Source organism: Pseudomonas sp. GW821-FHT09A09, assembly GCF_059418405.1.
Map to the genome: position 1 here is coordinate 1 of NZ_JBWKPU010000013.1, position 18,752 is coordinate 18,752.

The following is an 18,752-nucleotide window of genomic DNA, read 5'->3' on the forward strand; positions in this document are numbered from 1 at the left end:
TTTCAGAAGCTTTCGAAGATTTCTTCAACAACTTCAACCACTTGCGCTTCCGATCTCTCGTCAGCGGGAGGCGAATTATACAGCGTTACACGCTGCTGTCAACACCTCTTTTTCAACTTCCTTTTGGCTTCGATGAACTGAAGCAACTCACCGTCAAAACCTACGCAACTCATTGTTTATCAAAGAGTTTTCCGTTTCGACTGCGCCGGAAGTGGGGCGAATTATAGACTTCTGGAATCGCCCGTCAACCCCTAATTACGCTTTTGTTGCAGAAAGTGGTTTTTTCGCAATAAGGCGTGGGATTCTGCGCATCACCGGTGGTATCCGCAGTACCAGGAGCAACGCACCTATAGAGGCATAGATAGCCCACTCCTTCAGATCCGCTCGCACAATCCACAGCATGTGCAGCAAGCCAAGTCCTAGAATCACATAGACGAGACGGTGCAGCTTCTTCCAACGACTCCCAAGCCGACGCTGGCTATAGCGGTTCGAAGTCACCGCCAGCACTAATAAAGACAGAAAACCCAAGGCGCCCACAATAATGTAAGGCCGCTTACGCAACTCCACCCCAAGCTGCGACCAATCGAGCCCCAGCACAAACACACAATAAGCCGCCAAGTGCAGCACAACATACGCAAAGCACCACAGCCCTAATTGCCGACGCACCGCTATCCACCCTGCCCAACCACTCAATTTCTGCAGCGGCGTCATTCCCAAGGTGATCAGAAGCAGAATCAAGGTGCCCAACCCCAGGCGATCAACCAGCACTTTGCCCGGGTCCGGCCCCAGGACAGAACTCCACGCTTCGTAGAGCCAGAACAACGGCCACACCGCCGCAGCCATGAAGACGCCAATGCGCCAGATGGGATAGCGCATCAGTAGTTCTTCCGCAAATCCAGGTTGGTATAAAGAGAGGCAACGTCGTCGGAGTACCCATTGAACATTTGCGTCTCGCGCACATTGGGGCTGAAGAGACCACTCGGCAACCGGCGCTCACGTGCCTGCGTCCACCGAGGATGGTCGACCGTAGGGTTCACATTCGCATAGAACCCATACTCATCCGCCGCAATACTTTGCCACGTGGTTTTCGGCTGCTCACTCACCAGGCTGATTCGCACAATGGACTTCACACTCTTGAAGCCATACTTCCACGGCACCACCAGACGCAACGGGGCCCCGTTCTGATTAGGCAGCTCCCGCCCATACATGCCAACAGCAAGAATCGCCAAGGGATTCATCGCCTCATCCAAACGCAGCCCCTCAACATAAGGCCAGTCGATCAAACCAAAGCTTGAACGCTGGCCAGGCATGCTCTTGGGATCCTGCAGGGTTTCAAAGCGGATGTATTTGGCTTTAGAGGTAGGCTCTACCTGCTTGAGCAGGGCCGAGATGGGAAAGCCGATCCACGGAATGACCATCGACCAGGCTTCGACGCAGCGCAAACGATAGATTCGCTCCTCCAACTGGTAGGGCTTCATGAAATCTTCCAGGGCATAGCGCCCTGGCTTCGCAACCTCGCCATCAATCACCACACTCCAAGGTTCGGTTTGCAGTGACCCCGCATTGGTTGCCGGGTCGCCCTTGCCAGTGCCAAATTCATAGAAGTTGTTGTAGTGGGTCGCGTCCTTGAACGGAGTAATCGCCTCCCCCGACACCGTCACAGCCTGCCACTTGGTATCGGGCAGCTTGCCGGTAAACCAGCTTGGCGCCTTGCCCGCCTCGACATCGGCATAACGTGAAGCATCGTTGGCACTTGCCCAACGCGGCAAGCTACTGGCAGCAATGCCGGCCAGCGCACCACCGAGCAAGCTACGGCGAGAGAGATAGAAGGATTCAGGCGTGACGTCAGATTCGTGGCAATCGGACGCTTTGGGCAATTTGATTAGCATGGCAACTCCGCAGTATTGGAGAACTGATGCACCAATAGACTGCGGAGTATGGGGGAAATTACATTAAGGCAATGTTTTGTCCCGGCGCAGATGCAGCAAGTACTGAACTGGCCCCGAAGCCGCGTAGACCAGGAACGCCAGCAGCAGAATGCGCGGTGGGTCGCTGAACACGACGGCAAACACAAGCACCACTACCAGAATCGCCACGAAAGGCACGCGCCCCTTGAGGTCGAACTCCTTGAAGCTGTTGTACTTGATGTTACTGACCATCAGCATGCCGGCCGCCGCAACCATCAAGGCCACCAGGAATGACATCTTCGAACCCTGGATACCGTAGTCACTGAACGCCCAGACAATACCCGCCACCACACCCGCAGCTGCCGGACTGGCCAGGCCGATGAAGTAGCGTTTGTCGGCAGTACCCACCTGGGTATTGAAACGCGCCAGGCGCAAGGCCGCGCCGGCAACATAGATGAAGGCAACCATCCAGCCCACCTTGCCCATGTCCCCCAGTGCCCAGGCAAACGCCAGCAATGCAGGCGCAACACCAAAGGCAACCATGTCCGACAACGAGTCGTACTCGGCGCCGAAAGCACTTTGGGTGTTGGTCATGCGTGCCACACGACCATCAAGGCCATCGAGCACCATGGCTACAAAAATGGCGATAGCCGCAAAACCGAAGTACTTGCTGGCGCTCGCTGCATCACCCGCTGCCAGGGCGCTCTGGGCACTCATGGAGTTGATGATGGAATAGAACCCGGCAAACAGGTTCGCCGTGGTGAACAGGTTGGGCAAAAGATAGATGCCACGATGCCGGACCTTGCGACCTTCCGCATCATGCCCTTCTTCGACATGCTCATCGATCGGTAGCAGGCTATCGGCGTCAGCGGCCTGGCCCGGCTCTTCGGGACGTTCGGTCATGGACTTTACCTTGCAACGGTGTGAAAAGAATTCGACAAATACTTGCGGAGCGTGTTCGCCCGCAAACGATGCAGCTTTATACCAGAACCCGCCCCCAAACGAAAAAACGCGGCCTAAGCCGCGTTTTCCCTTGATGCGTACGACTTAGTTCTTGGCTTTGTCGACGATCTTGTTGGCACCGATCCACGGCATCATGGAGCGCAGTTGCTCGCCGATGACTTCGATACCGTGAGCGGCGTTGTTACGACGCTTGGCGGTCATCGAAGGGTAGCCGGTTGCGCCTTCGCTGATGAACATTTTGGCGTATTCGCCGTCCTGAATACGTTTCAGGGCGTTGCGCATAGCCTGACGGGACTCGGCGTTGATCACTTCCGGGCCAGTCACGTACTCGCCGTATTCGGCGTTGTTGGAGATCGAGTAGTTCATGTTGGCGATACCGCCTTCGTACATGAGGTCAACGATCAGCTTCAGTTCGTGCAAGCATTCGAAGTAGGCCATTTCTGGCGCGTAGCCCGCTTCAACCAGGGTTTCGAAACCGGCTTTAACCAGCTCAACGGTACCGCCGCACAGAACGGCTTGTTCGCCGAACAGGTCGGTTTCGGTCTCGTCCTTGAAGGTAGTTTCGATGATGCCGGTACGACCGCCACCCACGCCAGCAGCGTAGGACAGGGCGACGTTCTTGGCGTTGCCCGAGGCGTCCTGGTAGATCGCGATCAGGTCAGGGATACCGCCGCCTTTGACGAACTCGGAACGCACAGTGTGGCCCGGTGCTTTCGGCGCGATCATGATCACGTCGAGGTCAGCGCGCGGCACAACCTGGTTGTAGTGGATCGCGAAACCGTGGGAGAAGGCCAGGGTGGCGCCCTTCTTGATGTTCGGCTCGATTTCGTTCTTGTACAGCGAGGACTGGAACTCGTCCGGGGTCAGGATCATGACCAGGTCGGCAGCCGCAACAGCGGAAGCAACGTCAGTCACTTTCAGGCCGTGGGCTTCAGCCTTGGCAACAGTAGCCGAGCCTTTGCGCAGGCCAACGGTTACGTCAACGCCGGAGTCTTTCAGGTTGCACGCCTGTGCGTGACCCTGGGAGCCGTAGCCGATGATGGCGACTTTCTTGCCCTGGATGATCGACAGGTCACAATCTTTATCGTAATAAACTTTCATGAGGTTCCTCTATATATCCAGGCCGTAAGGCCATTCGCTAATTTGGGTTAGATGCTGAGTACTTTGTCGCCACGGGCAATCCCGGTGACACCACTGCGTACCGTTTCCAGAATCGAGGCCGTCCCGATCGACTGGATGAAGCTGTCCAGCTTGTCGCTCGTACCGGTCAGTTGAACGGTATAAACGCTGGCGCTCACATCGACGATCTGCCCGCGATAAATGTCGGTAGTCCGTTTGATCTCGGCACGTTGGGCACCCGTGGCCTTGACCTTGACCAGCATCAGCTCGCGCTCGATGTGGGCACTCTCCGACAGGTCGACCAGCTTGACCACTTCGATCAGCTTGTTGAGGTTCTTGGTGATCTGCTCGATCACCTCATCGTGACCCACGGTGGTCAACGTCAGGCGCGACAGGGTCGGGTCTTCGGTCGGGGCCACGGTCAGGCTTTCGATGTTGTAGTTGCGTTGCGAAAACAGGCCGACAACACGAGACAGAGCGCCGGGTTCGTTCTCCAGAAGCAGGGAGATAATGTGCCGCATGATTAAGTACGCTCCGTCTTGTTCAGCCACATGTCGCGCATAGAGCCGTCTTTGATCTGCATCGGGTAGACGTGCTCGCTGGTATCCACCTGAATATCGATGAACACCAGGCGGTCCTTCATGGCGAACGCCTCTTCCATCTTCGGCTTCAGATCTTTCAAATCGGTGATGCGAATGCCGACGTGGCCATAGGCTTCAACCAACTTGACGAAATCTGGCAGCGACTCCATGTAGGAGTGGGAGTGACGGCTGTTGTAGCTCATGTCCTGCCACTGGCGAACCATACCCAGCACACCGTTGTTCAGGCAGACGATCTTCACCGGAAGGCCATACTGCAGGCACGTCGACAGTTCCTGGATGTTCATCTGGATGCTGCCCTCACCGGTGACGCACGCGACGTCGGTGTCCGGGAAGCTCAGTTTCACGCCCATGGCCGCAGGGAAACCAAAGCCCATCGTGCCCAGGCCACCGGAGTTGATCCAGCGGTTAGGCTTGTCGAACTTGTAGTACTGCGCGGCGAACATCTGGTGCTGGCCCACGTCGGAGGTCACAAAGGCATCGCCCTTGGTCACTTCGCACAGGGTTTCGATCACGGTTTGTGGCTTGATGATGCTGCCGTCGCCCTTGTCGTAAGGGAACAGGCCGCGATCACCACGCCATTCGTCGATCTGCTTCCACCAACTGGCAACGGATTCCTTGTTCGGCGTCTCGCCGATGTCCTTGAGCGCGGCAACCATTTCGGTCAACACGCTTTCCACAGGACCTACGATCGGCACGTCGGCCTTGATGGTCTTGGAGATGGACGCCGGGTCGATATCGATGTGGATGATCTTGGCATTCGGGCAGAACTTGCTCGCGCCATTGATCACACGGTCATCGAAGCGTGCGCCCACGGCCAGGATCACGTCGGCGTGGTGCATGGCCAGGTTGGCCGTGTAGCTGCCGTGCATGCCGAGCATGCCGACGAACTGACGGTCCGAACCCGGGAATGCGCCAAGGCCCATCAGGGTGTTCGTCACTGGCAGGTTGAGCATCTTGGCCAGTTCGGTCAGCGGTGCGGAACCGCCGCCCAGAATCACGCCACCGCCCGAGTACAGCACAGGGCGCTTGGCCGCCAGGAGCATTTCTGCCGCCTTGCGGATTTGCCCCGAGTGCCCACGAACGGCCGGGCTGTAGGAACGCAGCTTGGCTTTCTTCGGGAAGACGTATTCGAATTTCTCGGCCGGGTTGGTCATGTCTTTCGGCACATCGACCACGACAGGGCCCGGGCGACCGGACTGTGCGAGGTAGAAGGCCTTTTTCATGACTTCCGGGATTTCCGATGGATGCTTGATCATGAAGCTGTGTTTCACGATCGGCCGGGAGATACCGATCATGTCGGTTTCCTGGAATGCATCGGTGCCCACCATGGTGCTAGGCACCTGGCCGGAGATGATCACCATCGGGATGGAGTCCATATACGCAGTCGCGATGCCGGTGATGGCATTCGTTGCGCCCGGGCCGGACGTTACCAGTACCACGCCGGCTTTACCGGTGGCACGGGCGTAACCGTCAGCCATATGGGTTGCAGCTTGTTCGTGGCGAACCAGGATGTGGGTAACAGCCGGTTCCTTGAACAGTGCGTCGTAAACATGCAGCAGAGCACCACCTGGGTACCCGTAGATATAGTCGACGCCTTCGTCACGCAAAAAGCGGACGAGCATCTCACCACCAGATAAAAGCTCCACGTTGTTCACCTCTAAAACGCCAGAATACCGTCCGTTGAAAACCGACGGGTCTTAATAGGTTTACTTCTCAACAGAGCATGAGCGACGGTGGTCGCCGACTACGTCAGCACTGACTGAGCAAGTATTGGGATCGTCCCAAGTGTTGCGGGCTTTTCCCACCCAGCGCGAGGTAACGCGTTGCGGGTGTTACAGGTCGGCGCGGATATGCGCCTCATGATCTGCTGAGCGGGCCTGCTTCTGGCAGTCCCGATACAGCGGACTTTGGATTCTTCTGTTTCAGGCCCTTCAAGTCAAGCAATAATTGCGCTTTTTTCCAACTAAGCGCATGAGAACGTAGAAGAAAGGGCTTTGAGGAGGGATAAAACTCGCCTGAATGTCGTCAAGCGGTAGAAATGTGCGCAAGACTGCCGGAAAAACCGGCAGTCAGGCAATTAACGAGCGTCGGCGATCAGTTGGTCGAACTTTTTCAGCGCGTTACGCAGGCCAAGGCTCTCTGTCGGGCGATCGGCGTAGACCATCTCGGCCATCTCCAGGATCCCGGACGCGTTGGGCAATGGCAGATCCTGCTCGAGGATCTGCTTCATACGCACCAGGAAGATCCATTGCAACCACTGGTGAAAGTCCAGGGTATCGACCGAAAACGGCTCGACACTGCTGAGCGCCTCGACGCTGGGGGACACTTCGTCCCACCAACCTTGCACGCGCAACTCGCGTTCAATCAGCAACAACTGTTCGGCAATTGCCGGAAACCGTGCATCCATCAGAGGCTGACCTTGGCTTTTTGCCGAGCCTGGGCGGCACCGGCAGCATCGCCTTGCGCGGCACGCGCATCACCGATCAAGGCCCACAGGTTGGCTTGCAGGTCGGGACGACCGTTCGCCAGGCTCAGGCCGCGGCGGGCAAATTGCTCGGCTTGCGGCGCATCGCCCTGGGCCATACGCACTTGGGCCAGGCGATACAGCACTTGCGGCTCACGCGGCGCCACACGCTGGGCACGTTCAAGGCTTGACGATGCGCCGTTCAGATCACCACCCGCCTGCTGCTGCTGGGCGGTAGTGAGCAATGCCAGCACCGGGCCGTCCAGTTGCTCGTCAGCCGACAGGCCTCCGGCGTTGGACGACGACGGGATACCGCTTGGCGTCGACGGCATGGTGTAGGTGCCCTGGTTGATCGGCGCCGTTTGAATCGGCGTGGAATCGATCGGCCCTGAAGTACTTGGCCCCGGGGTCCACGGCTCGGCACTGATCGGCGCGGATGTGGCAGCACCACCACCCGGCACCATCACCACCACGCCGGAATCCTGCGGCACGGCTTGAGGCCGGGCTTGGGCAGGACGATTCGTCACGGTCTGGCGGAAACCGCCGTTGGCCGAGATGCGGTCGTTGTTGGAGACGGTCGTGCTTGAGTCCACCACCGGAATCGAACCGCGCTGCACGCTGGCGCAACCGTTGAGCAAAGCCAGAGCTGTAATAGCTGGAATCCACCACTTGTTCACTTGAAAACCTCTTTGCTTAATTCATCCAGCCCTTGACCCAATCCATCACCGACTCCGCACTGGCAGGGGCACCGCTACCGCAGGCGGGGCCGGCAGGTGGCTCGCTGCCGCGAATATACGGCATCTGCACCGCACCCGGGCAGTTGGCATCAGAGCCCTGCCCTGTGTGCGGATCGATCCACGCCTGCACGATGTTATCCGGCTGCGGCATATTAAGCGGCAGCGGGTCGGCTTTGCGCATGAAACTTGTCCACACCTGCAACGCGCCCGTCGCCCCCGTGAACGGCGTCTTGCCGTTGTCGTCACGCCCCATCCAGACCACCGCCAGCACATCCTGGCCGAAACCGGCGAACCAGCTGTCACGCGAGTCGTTACTGGTGCCGGTCTTACCCGCCAACGTCAGGTTCGCTGGCAGCACGCTATAGACCGAACGCCCGGTGCCTTCACGCATCACGCGCTGCATCGCATTCTGGATCAGGTAGATAGAGCCTGCATCAAAGCGCTGCTGAATCTGGAACGGGTAACGCTTGAGCGGCTCGCCCTCAGCGGTCAGCACACTGCGAATGCCGCGCATCGGTGTATTGAACCCACCGTTGGCGATCGTCTGGTACATCGTAGTGACTTCCATCGGCGTCATGGCGCCGGCGCCCAGCAGCATTGATGGGAACGCCGGGAACTCGCGGTTGACGCCTAGGCGTCCGAGGGTTTTCAACACATTCGGCACGCCGACTTCAAGCCCGAGGCGCGACGTGGAAATGTTGTAGGAATGCGCCAATCCCTGATAGAGGAAAATCGTACCGTTGGAGCGACGCTCGAAGTTTTTCGGCGTCCACACCTGGCCATCTGCCAATTTGACCGACAACGGGTCATCCGATAGCCAACTGGTAAGGGTGTATTTGCTCGGTTTTTCCAACGCAGTAAGGTAAACCGCCGGCTTGACCAGCGAGCCGATCGGCCGCACGGCGTCCAGCGCACGGTTGAACCCGGCAAAACTGGCCTGGCGACTGCCGATCATGGCCTGGACTTCACCGGTTTCCGGGTTGGTCACGACCATGGCCGCTTCGACGTCATCGATGCCCTTACGACCGGTCATGCGCTTGAAGGTGTCATTGACCGACGCTTCGGCCTTCATCTGCAGGATCGGGTCGAAGCTGGTGAAGATCCGCAGGCCTTCTTCGGTCAAGTCTTCGTCGCGATAGTCTTCACGCAACTGGCGCTTGACCAGGTCGATGAAGCCCGGGAAGGAGCTGTCCGCCAGCTTGCCGCGCGTGGTGACGCCCAACGGCATCTTCTTCGCCGCCGCCACTTGCTCAGCCGTGGCCACGCCCTGTTGTTCGAGCACATCGAGCACCAGGTTACGACGCTCCAGCGCGCGCTCCGGGTTGCGACGCGGGTTGTAATAGGACGGGCCCTTGACCATACCGACCAGCAGCGCCACTTGATGCAGCTTCAGCTCAGACAACGGCTGACCAAAGAAGAACTGGCTGGCCAAGCCGAAACCATGCACGGCACGCTGGCCATCCTGGCCGACGAACACCTCATTGAGATACGCCTCCAGGATTTCCTGCTTGCTGTAGTGCAACTCAAGCAGCATCGCCATCATCGCTTCGGTCAACTTGCGGGTCAGGCTGCGTTCGTTGGTCAGGTAGAAGTTCTTGACCAACTGTTGGGTCAGCGTGCTGCCACCCTGGGTCATCTTGCCACCAGAGGTGTTCACCCAGATGGCACGGGCAATCGACTTGGGCGAAACGCCCCAGTGGCTGTAGAAATCGCGGTCTTCCACCGCAACCAAGGTTTCCAGCAAATACGGCGGCACCTGATCGAGCTTGATCAGGATGCGGTCTTCAAGATTCTTTGGATAAATGCCGCCGATCAGCAGCGGCTCAAGGCGCACCACCGGCAGCTTCGAACCGTTGAGTGACGACAGTTCGGCAACATAGTCGCCAGAGAAGCGCACACGCACAGGCTGGGCTTTCTCCAGGCCTTCATAGAACTGGAAGCCACGGGTATTCAGGTCGACGGTGTTACCGCTGACCGCCGCCGCGCCCGGGCCATTGCTCACGGGTTCGCGGCGGTAGCCCAGCGCGTCCAGCTCAGTGAGGAAGTCATCCTTGCTCAGCTTCTGGCCGGTGAACAGCTCCAGCGGGCGTGCATACACCTTGGCCGGAATGGTCCAGCGCTTGCCGGAGAACTTCTCCTGCACCACGGCATCGAGGTACACCGCAAAGCCGGCGAGCACCACAAGGCCAACCAGGCCGAGCTTGAGCGCCCAGCCCAGCCAAGGGCGCAGGCCGCGGGAAGGAGGTTTTTTACGGGAACGGGGAGATCGGGTTCGAGTCATGGCGGCGGATTATACGCACTTTATTGATGATCAACATGAGCCGGACAGCGGTTTGCACGACCGCTCGTAGCGGCCATAATGCCCGCCATGATTTCCCCCCGACTTTGAAGGATCGCCCGTGAGCCAGTCCCTGATCGCTGCCCTGCAAAACCCGGCTTTATACCCTCACCCGGTTGAAGCGTTTCAAGTCATTGAAACCCATATTTCCTGGGTGATCCTGACCGGCCCGTATGCCTATAAATTGAAGAAGCCGATGAACTTCGGCTTTCTCAACTTCACGGTCCTCGAAGATCGCGGCCACTTCTGCAACGAAGAACTGCGCCTCAACGGGCGCCTGACTGAAGATTTGTATCTTGAAGTGTTGCCAATTACCGGTACCGCCGAAGCCCCGCAATTGGACGGCGAAGGTCCGGTGATCGAGTACGCGCTGAAAATGCGCCAGTTCCCGCAAAGCCAGCTGCTCAGCACCTTGCAAGCCAATGGCGAACTGACCAGTGCGCACATCGATGAGATGGCCAAACAGATCGCACACTTTCACCTGACGGCCCCGAAAGTGCCGCAGGATCACCCGGCCGGCACGCCGGACGAAGTGATGGCACCGGTGCGGCAGAACTTCGAACAGATCCGCCCATTCCTCAGCGACAAGGCGGACCTGGTACAACTGGAAGCCCTGCAAGCCTGGGCCGAAAGCAGTTTTGAGCGCCTCAAGCCTCTGCTCGCACAGCGCAAGCTCGACGGCTTCACTCGCGAATGCCACGGTGACATCCACCTGGGCAACGCCACGTTGATCGATGGCCAAGTCGTGATCTTCGACTGCATCGAGTTCAACGAACCGTTCCGCTTCACCGACGTCTACGCCGACACAGGCTTCCTGGCGATGGACCTGGAAGACCGTGGCCTCAAGTCCCTGGCACGCCGCTTCATCAGCCAATATCTGGAATTGACGGGCGACTACAAGGGCCTTGAAGTGCTGAACTTCTATAAAGCCTACCGCGCCCTGGTCCGCGCCAAGATTGCACTGTTCAGCATGCCGAGCGAGGCTAGCCCGGTACAACGCGCCACCACCCTGCGCCAATACCGCAACTACGCGAACCTTGCAGAAAGCTACAGCACCATTCCATCGCGCTTCCTGGCCATTACCCACGGTGTTTCGGCTGTCGGCAAAAGCCAGGTCTCGATGCGATTGGTGGAAGCCTTGGGCGCTGTGCGACTGCGCTCGGACGTTGAACGCAAACGTCTGTTTGGTGAACAACACGTGGAAAATACGCCACAAGCGGGCATTTATGCGACCGACGCCAGTGCAGCGACCTACGCCCGCCTGAATGAAATCGCCGATACCGTGCTGCGTGCAGGCTTCCCTGTGGTGCTGGATGCCACTTTCCTCAAGCACGAACAGCGCAGCGCCGCCGCCAAAGTGGCTGAAGCGACTGGCGCTCCTTTCCTGATCCTGGATTGCAACGCACCACAGGCCGTTATCGCCAGCTGGTTGGCACAACGTCAGGCGGACAGGAACGATCCTTCCGACGCAACACTGGCGGTAATTGAGGAGCAACACGCCAACCGTGAGCCGCTGACCGCCGAAGAACTGCTCCTCAGCCATCGTGTCGAGACCAATGAAAGCGGGACGCTCGATGCCTTGGTCGCGCATATTCGCCAGCGCTTGCCGGGGCTGTAAGAAATATTTCTTGGTCGTGTCACCGACTTAGGGCGCACGACCCAGCAATAGTGGCACTATAATGGCGTCATAAATCCAACAGGAGTCGCCGTCATGAGTCAGCCCAAGCTTCTTGATACCCCGCTCTACTCGCTCCTGCATAAAGATGACATCCGAGGTTTCAACCAGGAGCGCCCCAAAGACGGTGCCATCGATATGCGTGGCGGCGACTTCCGCGGGCTCGACCTGCGCGAGCTGAACGCTACCGGCGTGGACTTCACCGATGCCTACTTCCGCTCCGCCGACCTGCGTGGCCTGGATTTACGCGACTGCTCACTGGAAGGCGCCAGCCTGGCCCATGCACAGATCTCGGGCGCCTACTTTCCGCCTGAGCTGACCGCCGATGAGATCCTCATGTCGGTCAATTTCGGTACCCGCCTGCGTTACCGCACCAAGTAACGCCAATGCCCAAAACCCCGGCCACGCCCAGGCGTGCTGGGGTTTATGCCTGCCCGCCGTCAAAATCCTCGCGTCATTCTTATAAGCTTTTCACCCGTTCCTGACCAAAGAACTACGCTTTTCCTACTGAGCGCTACACTCTTTTTCAGGCTTGCCTGGTCACGATACCCACCGCACCATTCGGCCGTCGCAAGGAGGCTTGATGAACGATGAGCTGCAACACCTGAAAAATCTTGGCAAGACGTCGGCGCAGTGGCTGCATGCGGTGGGCATCCACAGCGCGTCCGATCTGCGCCGCCTGGGAGCGGTCGACGCCTACCGAGCCGTTCGGACGCGTGGATTCCGGGCGTCCAAAGTGCTGCTGTATGCCATCGAAGGCGCATTGATGGATGTGCACTGGAACGACATTCCGTCGGAGCGCAAGGAAGCGTTGAACCGTCAGTTGGATGCTATTTCAGCACGGCAGAAGAATTAGATTCACGATCAGACCCAGCATTTGCGGGCATGACAAACACCTGTTTGAGAAAATTTGAGGAGCAAGAAAAAACAAAGGTTGACTCTCAAATGAGAATCGTTATGATTATCACAACTGGTCGCGAGATCAGCCGATAACTGAAAGACCATTGGTTCGGACTCTCAGATTATCTCCTCATCAGGCTAATCACGGTTATTTGACCCGGCTCTTGCCGGGTCTTTTTTTGCCCGTAAAACCTGTTTCAGCGCGCAATAATCAACGGGTGACCGCGCTCGGGATGGGGCTGCACCAACACCTCCAGGCCAAATACAGCCTTGAGCGGCTCAGGTAGCAAGACCTTCGAAGGTATATCCAGCGCATGAGGGCGCCCCTGTTCCAGCAACAAGATGCGATCGCAGTAACGTGCTGCCAGGTTCAGGTCATGAAGGATCACGAGCACCGCCGCCCCCCGATCCGCAAAGTGGCGGATCGCTTGCAAGGTGGTGTGCTGGTGCAAGGGGTCGAGCATCGACGTGGGCTCATCCAATAGCAGCGTCTGGCCTGCTTCACCCGGCCATAACTGTGCGAGCACCCGCGCCAGGTGCACGCGCTGACGCTCACCTCCCGACAACGCCAGATAGCTACGGCCACTCAAGTGCCCCACATCCGCCGCCTGCAGGGCCGCGCTGATGATTTCATCATCACGCACCCGGCCGGTTTGATGAGGCAGGCGCCCCATGCCGACCACCTCTTCAACACGGAAGGCAAAGTCCAGCGTCGATACCTGCGGCAGCACTGCCAGCCGCTGCGCACGTTGCGAACCACTCCAGTCAGCCAACGCCTGCTGGTCAAGCCAGACATTGCCCTTATCCGGCTGCAACTCTCCACACAACGCGCCAAGCAACGTACTTTTGCCCGCCCCGTTAGGGCCCAGCACACCCAACACTTCTCCCGGCATCAGGTCTAGGGTGACATCAGCCAGCACCGTCTTGTGACCGCGCCGGATCTGCAGCTCTTCCACGCGCAGCATCAGGCACGCCCCCGCAACAACAGGTAGAGAAAAAATGGCGCGCCAATAAACGCAGTCACGATACCAATCGGCAACTCAGCCGGCGCCAGCGCCAGGCGAGCCACCAAATCGGCGAACAGCAACAGGCTCGCCCCTGCCAATACCGACGCGGGCAACAACACCCGGTGATCCGGCCCGGCCAGCAACCGCACCAGATGTGGAACCACCAGCCCGACAAAACCAATCATGCCGGCTGCCGCCACGGCAGCTCCCACGCCCAGGGCGGTACAGAAGACCAGTTCACGCTTGAGCCTCTCGACATCAACGCCCAGGTGATTGGCCTCGGACTCTCCCAGCAACAGCGCATTCAACGCCTTGGCCCGACGCGGCAGCCACAGCGCCACACCCGCACTCACCAACAGCAATGGCCACAACCGCGAATAGCTCGCGCCATTAAGGCTGCCCAGGTTCCAAAAGGTCAGCGTACGCAAGGTGGCGTCATCCGCCAGGTAGGTAAACAGCCCAACCGCCGAACTGGCGAGGGCGGTCAGGGCAATACCGGCAAGCAGCATGGTCGCGACATTGGTCTGGCCATTACGCCGCCCCAGGCGGTAGACCAGGGCCGTCACCCCAAGCCCCCCGAGAAACGCACACAGCGACAATAAATACGGCCCAAACGCATCCGGCAGACCGCCAAAGAACGAACCACCGACTATCGCAATCGCCGCCCCCAGCGCAGCACCGCTGGACACCCCCACTAGGCCCGGATCGGCCAGCGGGTTGCGAAACAATCCCTGCATTGCCACACCCGACAGTGCCAACACGCCCCCTACCGCCAGTCCGAGCAACGTTCGCGGCAGGCGAATCTGCCCCAGGATCAACTCGGCCTGCTCCAACCCTTGCGCCTCAATCGGTATGCCCATCAAGCGCAAGGCAGCCTTGAGCGTATCCACCAGCGGTAGGCTGACCGGCCCCAAGGCCAATGAGAGCCAGGTCGCCAACACACACAGCAACGCCAGCCCGATAAACAAAGTTTTGGGTTTAACCAGCGTCGTCATGGGGCGGGCTTGGCCTGGGACGGGTAAAACCCGGCAGACAGCTTCACCAGGCTTTGCGGCAGACGCGGCCCCAGCCCGCCCACCAGCAGAGTCGGATCCACTTCAAACACCCGCCCCTGCTTGGCGGCCGGGGTGGAAGCCAAAATCGGGTTTTCCTTGAACAGGGCTGCACGCGCTGCATCACCGGTAAGGGCACGATCAGCAAACACCAGAACATCCGGATTCAAACCGGCCAGCGACTCCACCGAAAACGGCTTGTAGCCACTGTGGGTTGCCAGGTTATGCCCGCCAGCCTGCTGCAGCATCCAATCGGCAGCTGTATCTTTGCCCGCGATCAGCGGCTTGCCACCCGCGTGACCAAGCAACAGCAGCACACCCGGGGATTTCTGCGTGGTCTGGGCCTTGGCAACCCAGCTCTTCTGCTGTTCAAGGGCCTGTTCATATCCGGTAAACAATTCGTTGGCTTTCGCCTCGCTGCCCAACAGTTTGCCCAAGTGCTGCAGGTTACCTTTCAACGTCGGCAGGTCCGGTTGGGCCGAGAACAACTCCACCTGCACGCCGGCACCGCGAATCTGCGCCAATACCGGCGGCGGCCCCATTTCCTCGGTGCCTACCAGGATCTGCGGACGCAAGCTCAGAATGCCTTCAGCCGATAATTGCCGCTGGTAGCCAATGCTCGGCAGCGCTTTAAGCGACTCGGGATGCTGACTGGTGGTATCCACCCCCACCAACTTCGACTCCCCGCCCAGGGCCGTCACCCATTCCGACAGTGCGCCACCGGCACTCACCCAGCGTTGTGGCAGTTCAGAGGCTTGCGCCCCGTGGTTGACCAGCAGTGAGGCAACAAGCGCAATAGCGCTGGTACTCAGGCGCATAACAGGGTTTCCTTCCAGGGGCAGGGCTACTCAAGCACTCATCGATGTGACAGACAGCGTCTGCCAGGCATCGTATTGAGCGCCCGGTCAGCCGACGGGCGAAGCCGGCATTTGATAATTGTTTGCATTTGAACGTCAAGGCACTTAAGGATTGAAATGAAGTTTGTCTGCCCCTCCCACACCCTCGCGCCCGATAGCAGCCTCGGTTTTGAAATCGATGGTTGCAAATTGTTGGCCGTGCGCCGGGGCGGCGTCGCCTACTTCTATATCAACCGTTGCCCCCATCGCGGTATCCCGCTGGAATGGCAGCCCGACCAATTCCTCGACACCAGCGCGAGCCTGATCCAGTGCGCCACCCATGGCGCGCTGTTCCTGATCGAAAGCGGCGAATGCATCGCCGGCCCCTGCGCAGGCCAAAGCCTGACTGCCCTGCCCGGCCGCGAGGACGAGCAGGGATTGTGGGTGGAACTCTAGTCGCCCATGACGACATCCAGGCGCCGGTCGACGTAAATTTCTTCAGGCGTCACCCGCACGCCATAGGCCAACACCTCCACCCCGGCAGCCTTGGCCTCACGCAATGCCGCGGCGTAACCGGCATCGATTTCCACGGCCGGGCGCACCGCATCCACCCCCGACAGGTTGACGCAATACAACTGCACGGCCCGCACGCCTTCGCGCGCCAGGTGCGCCAGTTCCCGCAAATGCTTGGCGCCGCGCTGGGTGACGGCGTCGGGGAAGGCGGCGACCGTCGAACCGTCAAACCCTAAAGTGACGCTCTTGACCTCCACATAAGCCTGGCCCTGCGGGTAATCCAGCCAAAAGTCGATGCGGCTTTTTTCCTGGCCGTAGGGCACTTCCCGCTTCAGGGCGGTAAAGCCGTTGAGTTCACTGATGACACCTGCACGCAACGCCTCCTCAACCAACTGATTGGCTCGCGCCGTGTTGACGCACGCGAGGCGCCCTTGAGGGGTTTCGGCGATTTCCCAGGTACCCGGCAACTTGCGCTTGGGGTCCGTGGACCGGCTGAACCAGACCTGCCCGCCCTCCACCATGCAATTGAGCATCGAACCGGTGTTCGGGCAGTGAATGGTCAGCAACTCGCCGGTAACGGTTTCGATATCGGTGAGAAAGCGCTTGTAGCGGCGAATCAGCCGCCCTTCTTCGAGGGGAGGATGGAAGCGCATCAGCCTTGCCAGCTCCGCAGGCCACGGGCGATACGCTCCACCGCCTCCTGGAGTCGATCGAGGTTTTGTGTGTAGGCAAAGCGCACATGATGCCCCGCCTGATGGCGACCAAAGTCCAACCCGGGGGTAAACGCGACGTGCTCGGTTTCGAGGAAATGACGGCAGAACGCGAAGGCATCACCGCCAAACGCGCTGATATCAGCGTATAAATAGAACGCCCCCTCTGGCTCGACGGCGATGCCGAAGCCCAGCTCACGCAGCGCGGGCAGCAGGAAGTCGCGACGACGGCCAAACTCCGCGCGACGCTCCTCAAGGATGCTCAGGGTTTGCGGGGTAAAACAGGCCAGCGCCGCGTATTGGGCCATGCTCGGTGCACTGATGTAGAGGTTTTGCGCCAGCTTCTCCAGCTCGCCCACCGCCGCCGGTGGCGCCACCAACCAACCCAGGCGCCAGCCGGTCATGCCGAAATACTTCGAAAAACTATTCAGGACAAAGGCATCATCGTCGACTTCCAGCACGCTGGCGGCGTCTGTGCCGTAGGTGAGACCGTGGTAAATCTCGTCGACCACCAGGTGGCCATTGCGCGCCTTGATCGCGCTCGACAGGCTGGCCAACTCATCTCGCGTAAGGATGGTCCCGGTAGGGTTGGCGGGCGACGCCACCAGCGCACCAACGCTGTCTTGGTCCCAATGCCTGGCCACCAGGTCGGCCGTCAACTGATAGCGCACCTCCGGGCCCACCGGCACCAGTTGGGCCGCGCCCTCCACCAGCCGCAGGAAGTGCCGGTTGCACGGGTAGCCCGGGTCCGCCAGCAGCCAATGCTTGCCCGGGTCGACCAACAGGCTGCTCGCCAGCAACAGCGCGCCCGAACCTCCGGGGGTGATCAGGATGCGTTCAGGATCCACGTTCAAACCGTATCGTTGCTCGTAGAAACCGCTGATGGCCTCGCGCAATTCCGGCAGGCCGCGGGCTGCTGTGTAGCGAGTCCTGCCGTTCGCCAGCGCAGCCTGGCCGGCCTGGATGATCGGTTCGGCCGTGGTGAAATCCGGCTCGCCGATCTCCAGGTGGATCACGTCATGACCCGCAGCCTGCAGCTCATTGGCGCGCGCCAGCAACGCCATGACATGAAAAGGTTCGATGGCGCGACTGCGCGCACTGTAGGGCTGAGCCATTAGCCTTCCTTAGACGGTGAGGACAAAATCCGGATTCTACCGAACCCGCGCCGTAAAACATGTTCTATTGCCTGCCCGGTCGTCCAGGATGAACCGGGCAGGCGCTTGCAAAACGACTAAAATCAACATTCGAGACGATACATAACCAGCCACGGCGGGCTGCTACCGTTTGCAACCCCCGCGTGATGGGCCTCGACAACCGGGAGTGGCGCACCCCGAATCTATCTGGTAAGTTCGCCCGCTTGCAGCCGCAGGGCCGGCAGGTGTCGGTGACGTTGCAATCCTGCGCAATGGATTAGAAGAGTGAGAGGCGGTCTATTCATGTCCACCCAAGCAAAGCAACAACAATCCTCAGGCCTCAGCGGCTTCACACCCTATGTCGAGGCAAAGGGTGAGGAGTACATGAGCGAGCCCATGCGCAAGCACTTCTCCAATATTCTGAAGAAGTGGAAGCAGGACTTGATGCAGGAAGTCGACCGCACGGTTGACCACATGAAGGACGAAGCAGCCAACTTTCCGGACCCGGCAGACCGTGCCAGCCAGGAAGAGGAATTCGCCCTCGAACTGCGCGCCCGTGATCGCGAGCGCAAGCTGATCAAGAAAATCGACAAGACACTGCAACTGATCGAAGACGAGGAATACGGCTGGTGCGAATCCTGCGGCGTCGAGATCGGTATCCGTCGCCTGGAAGCCCGCCCTACCGCGGACCTCTGCGTAGACTGCAAGACCTTGGCTGAAATCAAGGAAAAACAGGTCGGCAAGTAATCCCTGCCGGGCTGAACGAATGGGGCGTGCAAACGCCCCATTTTTGTTT

At 59.3% G+C, this 18,752-nt stretch carries 20 protein-coding genes; 6 read left to right on the forward strand and 14 right to left on the reverse strand.

The window, feature by feature from the left end; genetic code table 11:
- The coding region (locus tag AC07OV_RS13440) for a hypothetical protein (RefSeq protein WP_495092383.1) at nucleotides 1-227 on the forward strand (227 nt) is incomplete at its 5' end.
- Between the two features lie 28 nt (nucleotides 228-255).
- On the opposite strand, the gene msrQ is transcribed toward AC07OV_RS13440, so the two are convergent.
- From msrQ to mrcB, 9 genes are all read right to left on the reverse strand, one after another.
- On the reverse strand, nucleotides 256-876 hold the full coding sequence (gene msrQ / locus AC07OV_RS13445) for a protein-methionine-sulfoxide reductase heme-binding subunit MsrQ (RefSeq protein ID WP_494997807.1): 621 nt from the start codon (nucleotides 874-876) through the stop codon (nucleotides 256-258).
- Nucleotides 876-1,889, reverse strand: coding sequence for a protein-methionine-sulfoxide reductase catalytic subunit MsrP (gene msrP / locus AC07OV_RS13450; RefSeq protein ID WP_495092384.1), 1,014 nt, complete (start codon nucleotides 1,887-1,889; stop codon nucleotides 876-878). Before msrP ends, msrQ begins: the two co-directional genes overlap by 1 nt.
- Before the next feature lie 63 nt (nucleotides 1,890-1,952).
- The gene (pssA, locus tag AC07OV_RS13455; protein ID WP_176998396.1) at nucleotides 1,953-2,810 is read right to left on the reverse strand and encodes a CDP-diacylglycerol--serine O-phosphatidyltransferase; all 858 of its coding nucleotides are present in this window, start codon (nucleotides 2,808-2,810) and stop codon (nucleotides 1,953-1,955) included.
- 144 nt (nucleotides 2,811-2,954) lie between these two features.
- On the reverse strand, nucleotides 2,955-3,971 hold the full coding sequence (ilvC, locus tag AC07OV_RS13460) for a ketol-acid reductoisomerase (RefSeq protein ID WP_003194132.1): 1,017 nt from the start codon (nucleotides 3,969-3,971) through the stop codon (nucleotides 2,955-2,957).
- A gap of 47 nt (nucleotides 3,972-4,018) precedes the next feature.
- Complete coding sequence (ilvN, locus tag AC07OV_RS13465; protein ID WP_003176102.1) at nucleotides 4,019-4,510, reverse strand: acetolactate synthase small subunit; 492 nt, start codon at nucleotides 4,508-4,510, stop codon at nucleotides 4,019-4,021.
- A gap of 2 nt (nucleotides 4,511-4,512) precedes the next feature.
- Entirely contained in the window at nucleotides 4,513-6,237 is a 1,725-nt protein-coding gene (locus AC07OV_RS13470) for an acetolactate synthase 3 large subunit (RefSeq protein WP_176998397.1), read from the reverse strand.
- Between the two features lie 431 nt (nucleotides 6,238-6,668).
- Nucleotides 6,669-6,998, reverse strand: coding sequence for a YqcC family protein (locus AC07OV_RS13475; protein ID WP_494997805.1), 330 nt, complete (start codon nucleotides 6,996-6,998; stop codon nucleotides 6,669-6,671).
- Entirely contained in the window at nucleotides 6,998-7,732 is a 735-nt protein-coding gene (locus AC07OV_RS13480; RefSeq protein WP_176998399.1) for a tetratricopeptide repeat protein, read from the reverse strand. The genes AC07OV_RS13475 and AC07OV_RS13480 overlap by 1 nt, the downstream gene beginning before the upstream one ends.
- 16 nt (nucleotides 7,733-7,748) lie before the next feature.
- Entirely contained in the window at nucleotides 7,749-10,073 is a 2,325-nt protein-coding gene (gene mrcB / locus AC07OV_RS13485; protein WP_495092385.1) for a penicillin-binding protein 1B, read from the reverse strand.
- 118 nt (nucleotides 10,074-10,191) lie between these two features.
- Here mrcB and AC07OV_RS13490 point away from each other — a divergent pair, with 118 nt between their 5' ends.
- From AC07OV_RS13490 to AC07OV_RS13500, 3 genes are all read left to right on the forward strand, one after another.
- Nucleotides 10,192-11,748: a bifunctional aminoglycoside phosphotransferase/ATP-binding protein gene (locus AC07OV_RS13490; RefSeq protein WP_495092386.1), complete on the forward strand. Its 1,557-nt coding sequence runs from the start codon at nucleotides 10,192-10,194 to the stop codon at nucleotides 11,746-11,748.
- A gap of 93 nt (nucleotides 11,749-11,841) precedes the next feature.
- Nucleotides 11,842-12,186, forward strand: a complete 345-nt coding sequence (locus AC07OV_RS13495; RefSeq protein WP_135310628.1) for a pentapeptide repeat-containing protein — start codon at nucleotides 11,842-11,844, stop codon at nucleotides 12,184-12,186.
- 202 nt (nucleotides 12,187-12,388) lie between these two features.
- Complete coding sequence (locus tag AC07OV_RS13500) at nucleotides 12,389-12,661, forward strand: TfoX/Sxy family protein (protein WP_176998402.1); 273 nt, start codon at nucleotides 12,389-12,391, stop codon at nucleotides 12,659-12,661.
- A gap of 241 nt (nucleotides 12,662-12,902) precedes the next feature.
- Here the strand turns inward: AC07OV_RS13500 and AC07OV_RS13505 are convergent, their stop codons facing one another.
- Genes AC07OV_RS13505 through AC07OV_RS13515 form a run of 3 tightly spaced genes read right to left on the reverse strand, consistent with a single transcriptional unit; the run spans nucleotide 12,903 to nucleotide 15,582 of the window.
- Nucleotides 12,903-13,670: a heme ABC transporter ATP-binding protein gene (locus AC07OV_RS13505; protein WP_495092387.1), complete on the reverse strand. Its 768-nt coding sequence runs from the start codon at nucleotides 13,668-13,670 to the stop codon at nucleotides 12,903-12,905.
- The gene (locus tag AC07OV_RS13510; RefSeq protein WP_495092441.1) at nucleotides 13,670-14,653 is read right to left on the reverse strand and encodes a FecCD family ABC transporter permease; all 984 of its coding nucleotides are present in this window, start codon (nucleotides 14,651-14,653) and stop codon (nucleotides 13,670-13,672) included. The genes AC07OV_RS13505 and AC07OV_RS13510 overlap by 1 nt, the downstream gene beginning before the upstream one ends.
- A 50-nt stretch (nucleotides 14,654-14,703) precedes the next feature.
- Complete coding sequence (locus AC07OV_RS13515) at nucleotides 14,704-15,582, reverse strand: heme/hemin ABC transporter substrate-binding protein (RefSeq protein WP_495092388.1); 879 nt, start codon at nucleotides 15,580-15,582, stop codon at nucleotides 14,704-14,706.
- Nucleotides 15,583-15,738: 156 nt separating this feature from the next.
- Here AC07OV_RS13515 and AC07OV_RS13520 point away from each other — a divergent pair, with 156 nt between their 5' ends.
- A complete protein-coding gene (locus tag AC07OV_RS13520) occupies nucleotides 15,739-16,056 on the forward strand; it encodes a Rieske (2Fe-2S) protein (RefSeq protein ID WP_494997799.1) in 318 nt (105 codons plus the stop codon).
- Here AC07OV_RS13520 and sfsA read toward each other — a convergent pair.
- The gene (sfsA, locus tag AC07OV_RS13525; protein ID WP_495092389.1) at nucleotides 16,053-16,766 is read right to left on the reverse strand and encodes a DNA/RNA nuclease SfsA; all 714 of its coding nucleotides are present in this window, start codon (nucleotides 16,764-16,766) and stop codon (nucleotides 16,053-16,055) included. The genes AC07OV_RS13520 and sfsA overlap by 4 nt on opposite strands.
- Entirely contained in the window at nucleotides 16,766-17,938 is a 1,173-nt protein-coding gene (locus AC07OV_RS13530) for a pyridoxal phosphate-dependent aminotransferase (RefSeq protein WP_176998407.1), read from the reverse strand. The genes sfsA and AC07OV_RS13530 overlap by 1 nt, the downstream gene beginning before the upstream one ends.
- Before the next feature lie 321 nt (nucleotides 17,939-18,259).
- Between AC07OV_RS13530 and dksA the strand changes: the two genes are divergently transcribed.
- Nucleotides 18,260-18,703 carry an RNA polymerase-binding protein DksA gene (gene dksA, locus AC07OV_RS13535; protein WP_065910298.1) on the forward strand — a complete coding sequence of 148 codons (444 nt, stop codon included), beginning with the start codon at nucleotides 18,260-18,262 and terminating at the stop codon, nucleotides 18,701-18,703.
- Nucleotides 18,704-18,752: the final 49 nt, after the last annotated feature.